The 14,307-nt window shown below is 72.6% G+C and carries 14 protein-coding genes and 1 pseudogene; 8 read left to right on the top strand and 7 right to left on the bottom strand.

Annotation, left to right across the window (positions count from 1 at the left end; genetic code table 11):
- Nucleotides 1-69: 69 nt before the first annotated feature.
- The 3 genes from JIX55_RS11915 to JIX55_RS11925 are packed head-to-tail and all read left to right on the top strand — an operon-like array spanning nt 70 to nt 4,486.
- The gene (locus JIX55_RS11915; RefSeq protein WP_257563272.1) at nt 70-567 is read left to right on the top strand and encodes a hypothetical protein; all 498 of its coding nucleotides are present in this window, start codon (nt 70-72) and stop codon (nt 565-567) included.
- Entirely contained in the window at nt 567-3,848 is a 3,282-nt protein-coding gene (locus JIX55_RS11920) for an ABC transporter permease subunit (RefSeq protein ID WP_257569304.1), read from the top strand. The genes JIX55_RS11915 and JIX55_RS11920 overlap by 1 nt, the downstream gene beginning before the upstream one ends.
- Complete coding sequence (locus JIX55_RS11925) at nt 3,845-4,486, top strand: ATP-binding cassette domain-containing protein (RefSeq protein ID WP_257563273.1); 642 nt, start codon at nt 3,845-3,847, stop codon at nt 4,484-4,486. The genes JIX55_RS11920 and JIX55_RS11925 overlap by 4 nt, the downstream gene beginning before the upstream one ends.
- A 79-nt stretch (nt 4,487-4,565) precedes the next feature.
- Here JIX55_RS11925 and JIX55_RS11930 read toward each other — a convergent pair whose 3' ends face one another.
- Nucleotides 4,566-5,276 (bottom strand): LysM peptidoglycan-binding domain-containing protein, encoded by a 711-nt coding sequence (locus JIX55_RS11930; protein ID WP_257563274.1) that lies wholly within the window; start codon nt 5,274-5,276, stop codon nt 4,566-4,568.
- A gap of 532 nt (nt 5,277-5,808) precedes the next feature.
- On the opposite strand from JIX55_RS11930, the gene JIX55_RS11935 reads away from it, so the two are divergent.
- Together JIX55_RS11935 and JIX55_RS11940 are read left to right on the top strand one after the other, a co-directional pair.
- On the top strand, nt 5,809-6,594 hold the full coding sequence (locus JIX55_RS11935) for a hypothetical protein (protein WP_257563275.1): 786 nt from the start codon (nt 5,809-5,811) through the stop codon (nt 6,592-6,594).
- A gap of 175 nt (nt 6,595-6,769) precedes the next feature.
- Nucleotides 6,770-7,195: a hypothetical protein gene (locus tag JIX55_RS11940; RefSeq protein ID WP_257563276.1), complete on the top strand. Its 426-nt coding sequence runs from the start codon at nt 6,770-6,772 to the stop codon at nt 7,193-7,195.
- A 72-nt stretch (nt 7,196-7,267) separates the two neighbouring features.
- Here JIX55_RS11940 and der read toward each other — a convergent pair whose 3' ends face one another.
- The 6 genes and pseudogenes from der to aroH form a co-directional block, all read right to left on the bottom strand.
- Nucleotides 7,268-8,728 carry a ribosome biogenesis GTPase Der gene (der, locus tag JIX55_RS11945; protein ID WP_257563277.1) on the bottom strand — a complete coding sequence of 487 codons (1,461 nt, stop codon included), beginning with the start codon at nt 8,726-8,728 and terminating at the stop codon, nt 7,268-7,270.
- Nucleotides 8,729-9,019: 291 nt separating this feature from the next.
- Nucleotides 9,020-9,751 carry a lysophospholipid acyltransferase family protein gene (locus JIX55_RS11950; RefSeq protein WP_257563278.1) on the bottom strand — a complete coding sequence of 244 codons (732 nt, stop codon included), beginning with the start codon at nt 9,749-9,751 and terminating at the stop codon, nt 9,020-9,022.
- Nucleotides 9,709-10,386: a (d)CMP kinase gene (gene cmk, locus JIX55_RS11955; protein ID WP_257563279.1), complete on the bottom strand. Its 678-nt coding sequence runs from the start codon at nt 10,384-10,386 to the stop codon at nt 9,709-9,711. Before cmk ends, JIX55_RS11950 begins: the two co-directional genes overlap by 43 nt.
- A 181-nt stretch (nt 10,387-10,567) precedes the next feature.
- Nucleotides 10,568-10,681 (bottom strand): annotated as a pseudogene (locus JIX55_RS11960) (prephenate dehydrogenase); the annotation flags it as partial.
- A gap of 104 nt (nt 10,682-10,785) precedes the next feature.
- Nucleotides 10,786-11,871: a prephenate dehydrogenase gene (locus tag JIX55_RS11965; protein WP_257563280.1), complete on the bottom strand. Its 1,086-nt coding sequence runs from the start codon at nt 11,869-11,871 to the stop codon at nt 10,786-10,788.
- Entirely contained in the window at nt 11,868-12,230 is a 363-nt protein-coding gene (gene aroH, locus JIX55_RS11970) for a chorismate mutase (RefSeq protein ID WP_257563281.1), read from the bottom strand. The genes JIX55_RS11965 and aroH overlap by 4 nt, the downstream gene beginning before the upstream one ends.
- Before the next feature lie 271 nt (nt 12,231-12,501).
- On the opposite strand from aroH, the gene JIX55_RS11975 reads away from it, so the two are divergent.
- The 3 genes from JIX55_RS11975 to JIX55_RS11985 all read left to right on the top strand — a co-directional run bounded on the left by JIX55_RS11975 (nt 12,502) and on the right by JIX55_RS11985 (nt 14,304).
- A complete protein-coding gene (locus JIX55_RS11975) occupies nt 12,502-13,158 on the top strand; it encodes a hypothetical protein (RefSeq protein WP_257563282.1) in 657 nt (218 codons plus the stop codon).
- Between the two features lie 127 nt (nt 13,159-13,285).
- Nucleotides 13,286-13,873 carry a DUF6529 family protein gene (locus JIX55_RS11980; RefSeq protein ID WP_257563283.1) on the top strand — a complete coding sequence of 196 codons (588 nt, stop codon included), beginning with the start codon at nt 13,286-13,288 and terminating at the stop codon, nt 13,871-13,873.
- Nucleotides 13,870-14,304 carry a Rieske (2Fe-2S) protein gene (locus JIX55_RS11985; protein ID WP_257563284.1) on the top strand — a complete coding sequence of 145 codons (435 nt, stop codon included), beginning with the start codon at nt 13,870-13,872 and terminating at the stop codon, nt 14,302-14,304. Before JIX55_RS11980 ends, JIX55_RS11985 begins: the two co-directional genes overlap by 4 nt.
- Nucleotides 14,305-14,307 lie beyond the last annotated feature (3 nt).

Consider the following 14,307-nt stretch of genomic DNA (forward strand, 5'->3'; position numbering starts at 1 on the left):
CAGAAGGCATAGTGCAAGTCAATCGGCGGACTTGGAATACAGACGGACACACGACGTGTGGGAGCCCCGATGCGGACAGCCCGACTGCGGACCGTGCACCCCGTCCTCTGGGCCGGCTGGGCGGCGCTCGCCGGCGGCGCCGTGCTGTGCGTCGTCGGCTGGTACGGCATCTCCGGCGAGCGCTTCGTCGAACGGCAGCTCCCCTATCTGGCCTCCTGCACGGTCCCCGGCGCCGCGCTGATCATCGCGGGCACGGTCCTCCTGGCCCACGGCCGGAACGCCCTGGCCGCCACACGTGTCGAGGAGTTGTACCGCCTTCTGGTCGCCGCCGAGCCCGCCGACGCCGACGAGTCCGGTCGGACGGCGGTCGCGCCCCTCGCCACGAGCGGCAAGCTGCTGATGGTGCCCGGCGGCACCCTCTGGCACCGCGCGGACTGCCCGCTGGTGTCCGGCAAGGCGGAGGCGGTGCCGGTGGACTCCCGGGTGCTCGCGAGCGGCGAACTGCGGCCGTGCCCGATCTGCGAGGCGCCCTCGGGGAGCGGTTCGGCCGGGCCCGCGGAGGGCTGATGGCGTCGCTGACGTACGACCTCACGCTGGCCGGGCTCTCGGTGGGCAGCGCGGCGGCCCTCACCGGAATCGGCCTGATCGTGACGTACCGGGCCACCGGTGTGCTCAACTTCGCGCACGGGGCGATCGCGATGGTGTGCGCGTATCTGCTGCGCCAGTTCACCGTGGAGTGGGACTGGCCCCTCTGGCTCGGCGCATCGGTGACCCTGCTGGTGGTGGCCCCCGCCATCGGCCTGGCCCTGGAACGCTTCGTCTTCCGCCCGCTCGCCGTGCTCGGCGGCGACCCCGCGCAGACCCTCGTCGCCTCCATCGGCGTCTTCGTGCTGCTCGTCGGCGGGGCCGCGCTGCTGTGGGGGCAGGGGGCACGGGCCGACGCGCCGACGCTGGTGCCGGGCGACCCGTGGGGCCGGCTGGCGGTGGCCGTGGCGGTCGCGGCGGCCGTGGGCGCGGTGACGCGCTGGACGCGTTTCGGCCGGGAGCTCCGAGCCGTGGTGGACGACCGGTCCCTCGCCGTCGTCGGCGGCATCGACGCCGACCGGGTGGCCGCCGCGGGCTGGGCGTTCGGCTCCTTCACGGCGGGCCTGACGGGCGTCCTGCTGGCCCCCTACGTACGCCTCGACCCGTACGGCCTGCCGCTCCTGGTGATGGAGGTGGTCGCCGTGGCGGTCGCCGCCCGGATGCGCAGCCTGCCGGTGGCCGTGGTGGTGGCGCTGGGCATCGGGATCGCCCAGAGCCAGCTGACGCGGCTCCACCCCGCTGGCTGGGCGGAGCCGTTGCTCCGGGCCGTGGGCGCCAACCTCTTCGTCGTGGCGCTCCTGATCGCGGCCCTGGTCCTGCCCGGCGTCGGCACCCGTGACGCCCTGCCCCGCACGGCGACCGCGCGGGTGGAGACACCCGCCGGTACCTGGATCGTGGCGGTCCTGCTGTTCCTGATCCCGCTGGGCTTCGCGGGGCGGGACCTGCACACGTCCGTCCAGGTGCCCGCGCTGGGCGTGATCCTGCTCTCCCTGGTGGTGGTGACGGGACGGGGCGGCCAGATCTCCCTCGGCCAGGCGGCGTACGCGGGCCTGGGCGCGCTCTTCACAGCGCTGCTGTCGGCCGGCCGCTTCCCCTACCTCCCCGCGCTTCCCGGACTGACCGCCCTGCTGGTCGCCGTACTCCTGGTGGCCCCCCTCGGCCTGCTGACCGGCTGGCCCGCCATCAGCCGCCACGGCCTGGCCCTGGCCCTCGCCACGTTCGCGGTGGGGGTCGGAGTGAGCCGCTTCGTCTTCGCCCAGCCGTACGCGACGTCGGGCCTGACGCTCACCCGCCCCCCGGGCTTCGAGGGCGACCGCGCGTACTACGTGCTGGAGTTGGGGTTGCTGGCGCTGGCCCTGCTGGGCACCCACGCCCTGCGCCGAGGCCGCACCGGCCGGGCCCTCGCCGCCATGCGGGACCACGAGTCGGGCGCCTCGGCGGCGGGCGTACGCGTGCCGTCGTTGAAGCTCACGGCCTTCGTGGCGGGCGCCGCCCTCGCCGCCCTCGGTGGCGGCATGCTCGCCATGGGTGTCCGCGCCTTCGACCCCGCCGCCTACGACCCCGTCCGCGGCCTCCTCTGGTTCGCCGCGATCGTCGTCCTGGGCGCCGACAGCACACTCGGCGCCCTCGCGGCGGCCGCCCTGCTGGTGGGACTGGACGCGGGCACGAAGGGTGGCGTGGCGGCCGCGGTGATCGGCGTCCTGGCGGTACTGGTGGGCCGCTTCCCCGGCGGGCCTTACGAGGCGGTGCGCGCGGGGGTCGTACGCGTGCGGCCGGGTTCCGCGCGCGGGACCGAGCCGGCGCCGGGGCAGCGGGCCCGGCTGACGCCGGTGGGAGTACGCGTTCGCGAGCGGGTACGGGCGGGCGCGCGGGCCGGGATGGCTCGACAGGGTCCGCCTGCCCTGGCCGGGGCGACGACAACGGCGGAGGGCTCGGCAGCGGGCCGCCGCGTTACGAGGGCGGGGCATGCCGCCGACGAGGCCGCGGCGTCGACGGTCGCCGCGGCGGACGGCTGGGCACGGGCAGGGGGCGTCGAAGGGACGGGACAGGACATGGATGGCCGGTCCAGCGGCCGAGGATCCGCCGGAGACGGGTCCTCGAACAACGGCACGCATACCGACGAAGCCACGGACAACGGCCGAAGCCCCGGCGGCCCCGGTCGACGGCGGACACCGACCGGGGCCAGGCACTCGCCGCGGGGCGGGGCGACGCCGGACGAGGGAATGCCTGTCGAGGCAACGCCGGACGAGGGAATGCCGGACGAGGGAATGCCGGACGAGGGAAAACCGAGCGGGGCGAAGCCGGGCAAGGCGACGCCGGACGAAGCAACGCAAGACGAAGCAACGCCGGACAAGGCGAAACCGAGCGGGGCGAAGGCCATGGGGCGCGGTGGGGAGCAGTCCGGCACGCCGGATCAGGGGTCCGCCCGGAACCCCGACAGCCAAGCCGGGCATGACCCCCCGGTCAGCGCGAACCGCCCTCCTCGGCCGGCCTCCGGGCCCGCCGCGGCCGACGACGCCACGCACTCCCCACACGCCACCCCTCCTCCCGCCCCCTCCCTCCGAGCCCGCCATCTCCACGTCCGCTACGGCGAGTTCACCGCTCTCGACGGCGTGGACCTCGACGTCCTGCCCGGTCGCGTCAGCGCGGTCGTGGGCCCCAACGGGGCCGGCAAGAGCACCCTGTTCCACTGCCTCGCCGGAACGCTGCGGCCCGCACAGGGGAGGGTGAGCTTCGGCGAGCGGGACATCACGCGGCTGCCCGCGCACGCCCGCACCCGGCTGGGCATCGCCCGGACCTTTCAGCAGCTGGCCGTTTTCCCCTCATTGACCGTGGCCGAAAATGTTCGGGTGGGCGCTGAACAGGGGCGGATCGCCGATCCCGGAGCCGTGGAGCGGGCGTTGCGGCTGTTCGGGCTGGACGGGCCGGTGCGGATGTCACCGGCGGCCGGGCTGCCGACCGGGACGCTGCGGCGGGTCGAACTGGCGCGGGCCCTCGCCGGGAGCCCACGGGTGCTGCTGCTCGACGAACCCGCCGCCGGACTCGACACGGGTGAGGTGGCCGCCCTGACCCGCGTACTGCGCGCCCTCGCCGACGACGGCACGGCCCTGCTGGTCGTCGAGCACGACCTCGACCTCGTCGCGGACCTCGCGGACGTCGTGCACGTCATGGCGGCGGGCCGGATCGTCACGTCCGGCCCCGCCGACCAAGTCCTCGGTTCACCAGGCACCCTCGACCCCCTCGACCCGGCGGCCGGACGATGACCCTCATCTCCCTCCGCCACGCCCGCGTCCGCTACGGCCCCCTGGAGGCCCTGCACGGCCTCACCCTCGCCGCCCCGGGCCCCGGGCTGACCGTGCTGCTCGGCCGCAACGGCTCCGGCCGTACGACCGCGCTGCGGGCCCTCGCCGGCACGGTCCCGCTCTCCGGCGGTGCCGTGGTGTGGGACGGGGCCGACGTCACCCGGGTGCCCGCGTACGAGCGCGCCCGGCGGGGCCTCGTCCTCGTCCCGGAGCGGCGGGCCGTCTTCGACTCGCTCACCGTGCGCGAGAACCTCGAACTCGCCGCACCGGACGTCTCGTACGCCCTGGACGCCTATCCGCAGCTCGAACCGCTGCTCCCCCGCCGCGCCGGCACCCTCTCCGGCGGCGAGCAGCGCATGCTCGCCCTCTCCCGCGCCCTGTCGGTCCGCGCGCGTGTCGTCCTCGTCGACGAGCCCGCCCAGGGCATGTCACCGCCGGTCGCGGCGCGCACGTACGAACTGCTGAGCGGCCTCGACGCCTGTGTGGTGGTCGCCGAACAGCGCCTGCCGCCGGGTCTGCGCGGGGTCCCGACCGTCCTCGTGTACGAACTCCGGCGCGGGACACTGGCGTTCGGCGGCGAGGCGGCCGAACTCGGTTGATCCGGCCTGCCCCGCAAGCAGAACGCGGGTCCCACCCGGTCGATGTGCCGGGTGGGACTCCGGTGCCCGGTGCGAGCGGTCAGAGGTCGAGTCGCTGCCCGGGCACGATCAGATTGGGGTCACCGCCGATGACGGTCTTGTTGGCGGCGTAGACCTGCCGCCAGGTGGTCCCGTGACGGGTGGCGATACCGCTCAGCGTGTCGCCCTGACGGACGGTGTAGTCACCGCGGGACGAGCCGCGGTCCGGGTGGCTGGTGGAGCGCGACGGCGCGCTCGACGGAGCCGACTTGGTGGATTTGCCGGACCCGGTGGGATGGGTGGACTTGGTGGAGGCCGAGCCGGTGGAGGGCGCGGCGGGCGCGCTGCCGTACGCTCCGGCGCGCTCGGCGCAGGTGGGCCACGCTCCCCAGCCCTGGGCGCGCTGGACCTTCGTGGCGATCGCGATCTGCTGGGCCTTGGAGGCCTTGTCGGCGGTGGCCGCGTAGGCCGTGCCGCCGTAGGCCCGCCAGGTGGGAGCGGCGAACTGGAGGCCGCCGTAGTAGCCGTTGCCGGTGTTGATGTGCCAGTTGCCGCCGCTCTCGCACTTGGCGATGCGGTCCCACACTCCGCTGTCGGCCGCCGAGGCGGTGCCGGTGACGGCCAGGAGCCCGAGCGGGGCGAGAAGAGCCGCCCCGGCGAGGACCGCCGTCGTACGCGTCCTGCGAACGTCCTGCGTCCTGCTGACGTCCTGCTTACGGGCGCTCTGCGTGTCGCGAGTGTTCTCGCGTGCGTTGTCGGCACATGCGGACATGTAATTCCCTCTCGAAGGACTCGGGGTCCCCCAAGGCGGGGCGCGACGCGCGTCGCACAGGACGCGGTGCCGCGCTCAGCCCCGTCCGCCGGCGGTGACGCTGCGAGCCGGCTGTGCGGCCGGCGGACGTGCCCGAGCGGTGCTCGTTGCACACGGCCGGGAATGTAGGGAGGTTGACGGCCTGTCAGCAAGCAATCGCTTGTCGTGCGAGGCCAGTTCGCCGTTACCGCAAGTAGCGGTCAATTTCGGACACCCTTTTCATTCCCTGATTTCCGGATATGTCGACCAAGCACCCTGACGATCTGTGACCCACTTCACCGGACCAACTTCCTTGGTACCCAGAGAAGTTGGCGCGGAGTAGCCGATTCCGCCCGAGGGCTCACCCTGCGCGCCCGATGGTTCGATTCCGTTCGTCGTCGAGCGTGACTCCGGCCACAGATCGCCCGTTGTCTTCTTCATGAGCCGGAACCTCCGTGCTCATGGGCCGGGCGCCACCCGGCACCGACACGCACCGCATCCCGAGGAGCCACCCGTGCCGCGCATGCTCGAGGTCAGCGACGAGGTACGCGCCGAGATCGGCGACGAAGAAGCCGACCGGCTGCTCGCCGGAGAGAACGCCCCCGGCGGCTACGACTGCACGTCGTGCCGTACGCCCGGCGACTCCGAGCAGGAACGCACCAGCACCGTCCTCTTCGTCGGCGACGAGACGGCCGTTCTCGCCTTCGCCCACGCCACCTGTCTGCCCTCCCAGGTCGTCCAGGTCACCGAGGAGCAGTTGCAGGGCGCCGCCCGTTCCATCGCCGGGAACAGCCCGGCCCAGGCCGTGCCCGAGCAGGCCGTGCCCGAACAGGCGGTGCTCGGCGTCACCAGCGGACTGATCCTGCTCAGCGGCGAATTGCACCCGGCGCTGGTCGTGGAGCCGACCGCCCCCATCGCGCGCCCGGGCACGACCGGCGCGGGCGACGACTTCCTGCCGCTGCTCATCGAGCAGGGCTTCATGCCACTCCCCCAGATCGACTCCGTACCGCCCGTGCTGCACGGCTGGTCCGTCCTGCTCGCGATGGGCCAGCTGCACGCCATCCTGCAGCCGGGGACCACCGGTGGTTCGCCGGTCGCGTGGTGGCAGGCGCACCAGGCGCTCCAGGTCGCCGACGCGTGGCGGGCTGCCGCGAACAAGCATCAGCAGGTGCTGATGTTCGCGGCGCCTGTGGGGTCGATCGGGCGGCAGCCGCGGGAGGATCTGCTGCGGGACGCGCTCGACAAGGCGGCGGCCGACGGGAAGTTGGTGGCCGCCACGTTGCCGCTGGCCGGGACCTGATCGCCGCGCCTCGGGTGCTCTTCGGAATCTCGCCGTAGGGCATCCGCTGGTCGGCCGACTGCGGACCACGTGTGGCTGACCCGCAGTTCCCCACGCCCCTTGAAAGCAGGGCCTGACCGGAGGCTGAATGGTGGAGGCAGCGCATCTCTTGCGCGGCGGGGTCGTTGGCACAGACGTGCACGCATACGACGCTCCTCGCCGCCAGTCCTACCAGTCGATCCCGTCCATGCGGCCGACTCAGGATTCTTCGGGCGGGCCATCGGCCACGCCCATCTACGACACGCTCTACGCGGAGTGGGTCAGAACCTATCGTTCTCTGCCGGGTGACCGGCATGGGGAGGAGGATCTGGGATTCACGGGTTTCGGAAGCCTCACGCACGGATCGGGCGGACAGCGCGGTACGGGCTTGTACAACTCCGGCTCGTACGGCGCCCGGCACGCGGCGGGGCATCTCGCCACGCAGCGCGAGCGCGACCCCCAGCCCGGCCGCACCGCCACGACGACAGCCGCGTGGCAGCCGGTCGGGCGCATCCCCACCGGACACACGGGGATGCACCACATCCCGTCCCCGCTGCCACCGACCCCCCGCCGAGGTCTTTGAAGCGGCAACGCGAAGAGGCGGCCACCCGGATAGCCGGGTGGCCGCCTCTTCGTGTCGTACCGCCTCTTCCTGCTACTTCTTCTTGCCGCGCTTCTCGCGCACCCGCACCGAGATGTGGATCGGGGTGCCCTCGAAGCCGAACTCCTCGCGCAGACGGCGCTCGATGAAGCGGCGGTAGCCCGCCTCGATGAAGCCGGAGGCGAAGAGGACGAAGCGCGGGGGCTTGGTGCCGGCCTGGGTGCCGAAGAGGATGCGAGGCTGCTTGCCGCCACGGATCGGGTGGGGGTGGGCGGCGACCAGCTCGCCGAGGAAGGCGTTGAGGCGGCCCGTCGGGACTCGGGTCTCCCAGCCGGCGAGGGCCGTCTCGATCGCGGGGACCAGCTTCTCCATGTGCCGGCCGGTGCGCGCCGAGACATTGACCCGGGGCGCCCAGGCGACCTGGCCGAACTCGGTCTCGATCTCCCGCTCCAGGTAGTAGCGGCGCTCCTCGTCGAGGGTGTCCCACTTGTTGTACGCGATGACCAACGCGCGGCCCGCCTCGACGGCCATCGTCACGATGCGCTGGTCCTGGACCGAGATGGACTCGGAGGCGTCGATGAGGATGACGGCCACCTCCGCCTTCTCGACGGCTGCCGCGGTGCGCAGCGAGGCGTAGTAGTCGGCGCCCTGCTGGAGGTGGACGCGCTTGCGGATGCCCGCCGTGTCGACGAACTTCCAGGTGACGCCGCCGAGTTCGATGAGCTCGTCGACCGGGTCACGGGTGGTGCCCGCGACCTCGTTGACGACGACGCGCTCCTCGTTCGCCACCTTGTTGAGGAGCGAGGACTTGCCGACGTTCGGGCGGCCGATCAGGGCGATGCGGCGCGGGCCGCCGACCGCCGTGCCGAAGCTCTGCTCGGGCGCCTCCGGCAGGGCCTCCAGGACGGCGTCCAGCATGTCGCCGGTGCCTCGGCCGTGCAGCGCGGAGACGGGGTGCGGCTCGCCGAGGCCCAGGGACCACAGGTACGAGGCGTCGGCCTCGCCGCTCGGGCCGTCGACCTTGTTGGCGCACAGGACCACGGGCTTGCCGGCCTTGCGCAGCAGTCGTACGACGGCCTCGTCGGTGTCGGTGGCGCCGACCTTGGCGTCGACGACGAAGACGACCGCGTCGGCGGCCTCGATCGCGTACTCGGCCTGGGCCGCGACGGAGGCGTCGATGCCGAGGACGTCCTGCTCCCAGCCGCCGGTGTCGACGAGCTTGAAGCGGCGGCCCGCCCACTCGGCCTCGTAGGTGACGCGGTCGCGGGTGACGCCGGGCTTGTCCTCGACGACCGCCTCGCGGCGGCCGATGATGCGGTTCACGAGGGTCGACTTGCCGACGTTCGGGCGGCCGACGACGGCGAGGACGGGCAGCGGGCCGTGGCCCGCCTCGTCGAGCGCGCCCTCGACGTCCTCGATGTCGAAGCCCTCTTCCGCGGCGAGCTCCATGAACTCCGCGTACTCGGCGTCGCCAAGCTCTCCGTGCTCGTGCTCGGAGGGAAACTGGTCGTTCATGAAGTCCGTACCTCGTAGTTCATCGTGGTGATCGGTGGAGCACCCGGCTGTTCGGCCGACTGATCCACTACTCAAGTGTCGCCCAGGGCCTGTCCGACATTCCCGTCGTCGCCCGAAGGGCGGCCTCGCGGCGACGTGGGGCCCTCCCGCTCGAGCGAAGCCGAGAGGGGGGAGCGTGCTCTCGGCGTGCCGGGCGCGGACCCTCGTACTGGATCGTACTTGGGTCTGCGGCCGGCGCGGTGAGAGCACGTGCACAGCGCCGCGGGGCAGACGGGAATTGTCGGACAGGTCCTAGCGGCCGGTGAGCCGCCTGGCGTTTTCCAGGTGCGCGCCGAGCTGCTTCTGGATGCGCTCGGTCGCTTCGTCGAGTGCCTTGCGCGTCCGCCGTCCGCTGCCGTCGCCGGCCTCGAACGGGTCGCCGAAGACGACGTCGACGCGGCTGCGCAGCGGGGGCAGCCCTTTTATCAACCGTCCGCGCCGCTCCGTGCTTCCCAGTACGGCCACCGGGACGATCGGCGCTCCGCTGCGCACGGCGAAGTAGGAGAGCCCGGCCCGCAGCGAGGCGAAGTCGCCCTCGCCACGGGTGCCCTCCGGGAAGATGCCCAGCACACCTCCGCCCGCCAGGACGGCGAGCGCCTGGGTGATGGCGGTGCGGTCGGCGATCGAACGGTCCACCTTCACCTGGCCGACGGCGCGCATGAAGGAGTCGAGCGGACCGACGAACGCCTCCTTCTTGACCAGGAAGTGCGACGGCCGGGGGGCCACGCCGATGACCATCGGGCCGTCGATGATGTGGGAGTGGTTGACGGCGAGGATCACCGGGCCGGTCGCGGGGACCCGCCAGGCGCCCAGCACGCGCGGCTTCCACAGCCCGTACATCAGGCCGACGCCGATACGCCGGCCGACCTCGGCACCGCGTGCCGAAGGGACCTGCGCCGAAGGAGCCGCGGTCGCGGAAGTACCTCTCGAAGGAGCCTGGCTCACTTCCCCGCCCGCTTCTCCTCGACGAGGGTGACGACGCACTCGATGACCTGCTGGAGGGTGAGGTCCGAGGTGTCCACCTCGACCGCGTCGTCCGCCTTGGCGAGCGGCGAGGTCTTGCGGCTGGAGTCGGCCGCGTCCCGCTTGAGGAGGGCGTCGCGGGTCGCGTGGACGTCGGCGCCCTTCAGCTCACCGCTGCGGCGGGCGGCGCGGGCCTCCGGGGAGGCGGTGAGGAAGATCTTCAGGTCGGCGTCCGGCAGCACCGTCGTACCGATGTCGCGGCCCTCGACGACGATGCCGTTCTCCGCGTCGGAGGCGATGGAGCGCTGCAGCTCGGTGATCCGGGCGCGCACCTCCGGTACGGCGCTCACCGCGCTGACCTTGGAGGTGACCTCCTGGGTGCGGATCGGGCCGGCGACGTCCGTGCCGTCGACCGTGATCGTCGGTGCCGATGGGTCGGTGCCGGAGACGATGTCCGGCTTCCCGGCCACGGCGGCGATCGCCGAGGGGTCCTCTATGTCGATGCCGTTGTTGACCATCCACCAGGTGATCGCCCGGTACTGGGCGCCCGTGTCCAGGTAGCTCAGCCCGAGCTGCGCGGCCACGGCCTTCGAGGTGCTCGACTTGCCCGTGCCGGAGGGGCCGTCGATGGCAACGATCACTGTGGCGCGTTCCACTGGGGAGCACCTTTCCTGGTCCGAGGTGGTGGGGTGGGACGGGAAAGCGCCCCGGACAAGGGTACTGGTTGCTCGTAGCCCATCCGGCCGTACGTATCCGGCAAGCGGCCGCTGCTCGGCCCCGGCCGACCACATTCAGCTCGTCCGGCGTCCCCACACCCCCGGCACCGCGCACCCTGCCCTACTGCCGGATCGCCCAGCCCCGCTCCCGCAACGCCGCCGTCAACACCGGCGCCGCCTTCGGCTCCACCTGCACCAGACCGGCCTGCAGCCCGGTGGCACGCTCGATGCGGACGACCAATCCCCGACGCCACCCTCCCACCGCTCGGCGCCAAAGCGCCTCCCGGGCTTCGGGACGGCTGCGGCGGCCTCCGACCGCCGGCCCTCAGGCACCCTGCCCTACTGCCGGATCGCCCAGCCCCGCTCCCGCAACGCCGCCGTCAACACCGGCGCCGCCTTCGGCTCCACCATCAACTGCACCAGACCGGCCTGCTGCCCGGTGGCGTGCTCGATGCGGACGTCCTCGATGTTGACGCCGGCCATGCCCGCGTCGGCGAAGATGCGGGCCAGCTGGCCCGGCTGGTCGTCGATCAGGACGGCCACGATCTCGTAGACCCGCGGGGCGGACCCGTGCTTGCCGGGGACGCGGATCTGGCCGGCGTTGCCGCGGCGCAGGACGTCCTCGATGCCGGTGACGCCCTCGCGACGCTTGACCTCGTCGGAGGCCTGGAGGGCGCGCAGGGCCTGGACGGTCTCGTCGAGGTCGGCGGACACGTCGGCGAGCAGGTCGGCGACGGGACCGGGGTTGGCGGAGAGGATGTCGATCCACATGCGCGGGTCGGAGGCCGCGATCCGGGTCACGTCCCGGATGCCCTGCCCGCACAGCCGTACGGCCGATTCCTCCGCGTGCTCCAACCGGGCGGCGACCAGGCTGGAGACCAGGTGCGGCATGTGGGAGACCAGGGCGACGGCCCGGTCGTGGGCGTCCGCGTCCATGACCACCGGGACGGCCCGGCAGTGCGAGACCAGCTCCAGCGCGAGGTTCAGGACCTCGGTGTCGGTGTCCCGGGTCGGGGTCAGCACCCAGGGCCGCCCCTCGAAGAGCTCGCCGGTGGCGGCCAGCGGACCGGACTTCTCACGGCCGGACATGGGGTGCGTGCCGATGTAGGCGGAGAGGTCGAGACCCAGCTCCTCCAGCTCACGGCGTGGGCCACCCTTGACGGAGGCCACGTCCAGATAGCCGCGCGCGAGACCCCGGCGCATGGCGTCGGCGAGGGTCGCGGCCACATGCGCGGGCGGGGCCGCGACGATCGCGAGGTCGACCGGGCCCTCGGGCTCCTCGTCGATGCCCGCGCCGAGCGCGGCCGCCGTACGGGCCTGCTCGGGGTCGTAGTCGCTCAGATGGACGGTCACACCGCGCTGGGCGAGGGCGAGAGCGGCGGAGGTGCCGATCAGCCCGGTGCCGATGACGAGTGCGGTTCTCACTGGGCGATGTCCTTGCGGAGTGCGGCCGCGGCGCCCAGGTAGACGTGCGCGATCTCGGAGCGGGGCCGGTCGGACTCGATGTGCGCGAGGATCCGTACGACCCGGGGCATGGCGCCCTCGATGTCCAGCTCCTGTGCGCAGATCAGGGGCACGTCGACGATGCCGAGCTTGCGGGCCGCGGCGGCCGGGAAGTCGCTGTGCAGGTCGGGGGTGGCCGTGAACCAGATGCTGATCAGGTCGTCCGGGGTGAGCGCGTTGCGTTCCAGGACCGCGGTCAGCAGCTCGCCGACCTGCTCGTCCATGTGCCCCGCCTCGTCCCGCTCGAGTTGGACGGCGCCCCGGACCGCTCGTACCGCCACGGCTCTGCTCCTCGCTGATGTACGTACCGGCTCTCTGTACAACCAGCCTAGTCAGACCCGCCCCGAGCCGGTGCGCGGCGCCCGCCTGCCGAGACGCGCGGCCCGGGAGGCGTTCCCGGCGGCGGATCACCGCCGCAGACCCTGACAATGTCACGCGAACGTCACTGTCCTGCCACTTGGGGTGAAACGCCTCCGTGCGCCTCTGGACGCCGTCCCGTGGGTCCGCTTGCATGGGGGAGGCCGTCCGCGCCACGCCTCGGGGGAGGCTCGTATGAAGCGCTCCGGACCACTTCTCACACTTCTCGGCGGGCTCGTGCTGGCCCTGGTCATGCTGTCGCTCAACGCGACGACGGGGACCCGCGCCACCTCGTCGTCCACCAGGAACGACCCGCCGCCCGCCTCGGTGTCACCGAGCCCGTCGCCGACGAGGGCCTCGCCGTCGCCGAGCCCGACACCCACCCCGCCGGCCGACGCCGACTACGCGGGCCGTACCGACGACGACTCCGCCGCGATCGCCGTCTCGCTGCGCGACGGCAAGGCGGTCGCCTACTTCTGCGACGGCCGCGACAAGGAGTCGTGGCTCAAGGGGGACGTCGAGGACGACGGCGGCATGAAGCTCACGAGCAAGGACGGCGGCGAGCTGAACGGCACGCTGAAGGGCAGGAGCGTCCGCGGCACAGTCGACATCGGCGGTCAGGAGTACGCCTTCACCGCCGACAGGACGGTGAAGCCCTCGGGGCTGTACCGGGCGACGGCCAATGTGCGCGGCGCCGAGGTCGACGGCGGCTGGATCGTGCTGCCGGACGGCCGCCAGGTCGGCATCCTCAAGCGCGACGGCAAGCCCTCGGCGGCACCGGAGATCGACCCGGAGACCGGTGCGGTGACGGTCGACGGTCAGCGGCTCACGGCGCGCCCCGTCACCCCATGACACGCGCCGGCCGGCACCCGGACGCCTCTCCCGACCGGCACCCGGATGCCTTTCCCGACAGCCGCCCGGGCACCCTCCGCACAGCGCATGACGCCCCTCGGAAACCGCTCACGGCAGGGAGCAGCTCATGACCGTCGACCCGAACGCCGCCACCCAGGACTTCCCGTCCCCGCGGCCCGCCCACGCCCGCGGCCCCGGCGCGACCCGTTTCCTGATCCCGGCCCTGGTGGCCTGCGCGGTGGCGATCGGCCTCGGCGCCTATGGCAAGGTGCACGACCCGGCGGGCACCGCGTTCAACCTCGCGGGCTTCAGCAGCACGGGCGCGGTGAAGTCATGGCTGGCGACGGTGTCGTTCGGCTTCGCGCTCGTCCAGCTGACGTCGGCGCTGATGGTGTACGGCAAGCTGCCGGGCCCGAGTTGGTCGGGGGTGCTGCACCGGTGGTCTGGGCGGGTGGCGTTCCTGGTCGCGGTGCCGGTGGCGGTGCACTGTCTGTACGCGCTCGGCTTCCAGACGTACGAACCGCGCGTTTTGTGGCACTCTCTCCTGGGTTGTTTCTTCTTCGGTGTTTTCAGTGCAAAGATGCTGCTGCTCCGCTCGGAGCGACTCCCCGGCTGGCTCCTGCCGATCGTCGGCGGCCTCGTCTTCGCCGCTCTCACGGTCGTCTGGCTGACCTCCGCCCTCTGGTTCTTCCGCACGTTCGGAGTGACGACATGACGATGGGTTCGACGCGGCGCACGATTCTGGCGACCGGAGCGGCGGGCACGGCGGCGCTGCTCATGGCGTGCGGTCAGTACGGCGACGACAACGGCAGCGACACCGTGGAGGAGGCCTCGCCCGGGAACGCCGGCACGGGCGGCGGCGAGGAACTGGCGAGGACGGCGGACATCCCGGTGGGGGGCGGCAAGATCTTCAAGGACCGGAAGGTCGTCGTGACGCAGCCCGAGGAGGGCGACTTCAAGGCCTTCTCGGCGGTCTGCACGCACCAGAACTGCCTCGTCAGCAGCGTCTCGGACGAGACGATCAACTGCGCGTGCCACGGCAGCAAGTTCAAGATCGCGGACGGGGCGGTGGCGAAGGGCCCGGCCACGAAGCCGCTGCCCGCCGAGGAGATCACGGTCTCGGGAAATTCGATTCAGCTGGCCTGAGCC

This window comes from Streptomyces sp. DSM 40750, assembly GCF_024612035.1.
Lineage (GTDB): Bacteria > Actinomycetota > Actinomycetes > Streptomycetales > Streptomycetaceae > Streptomyces.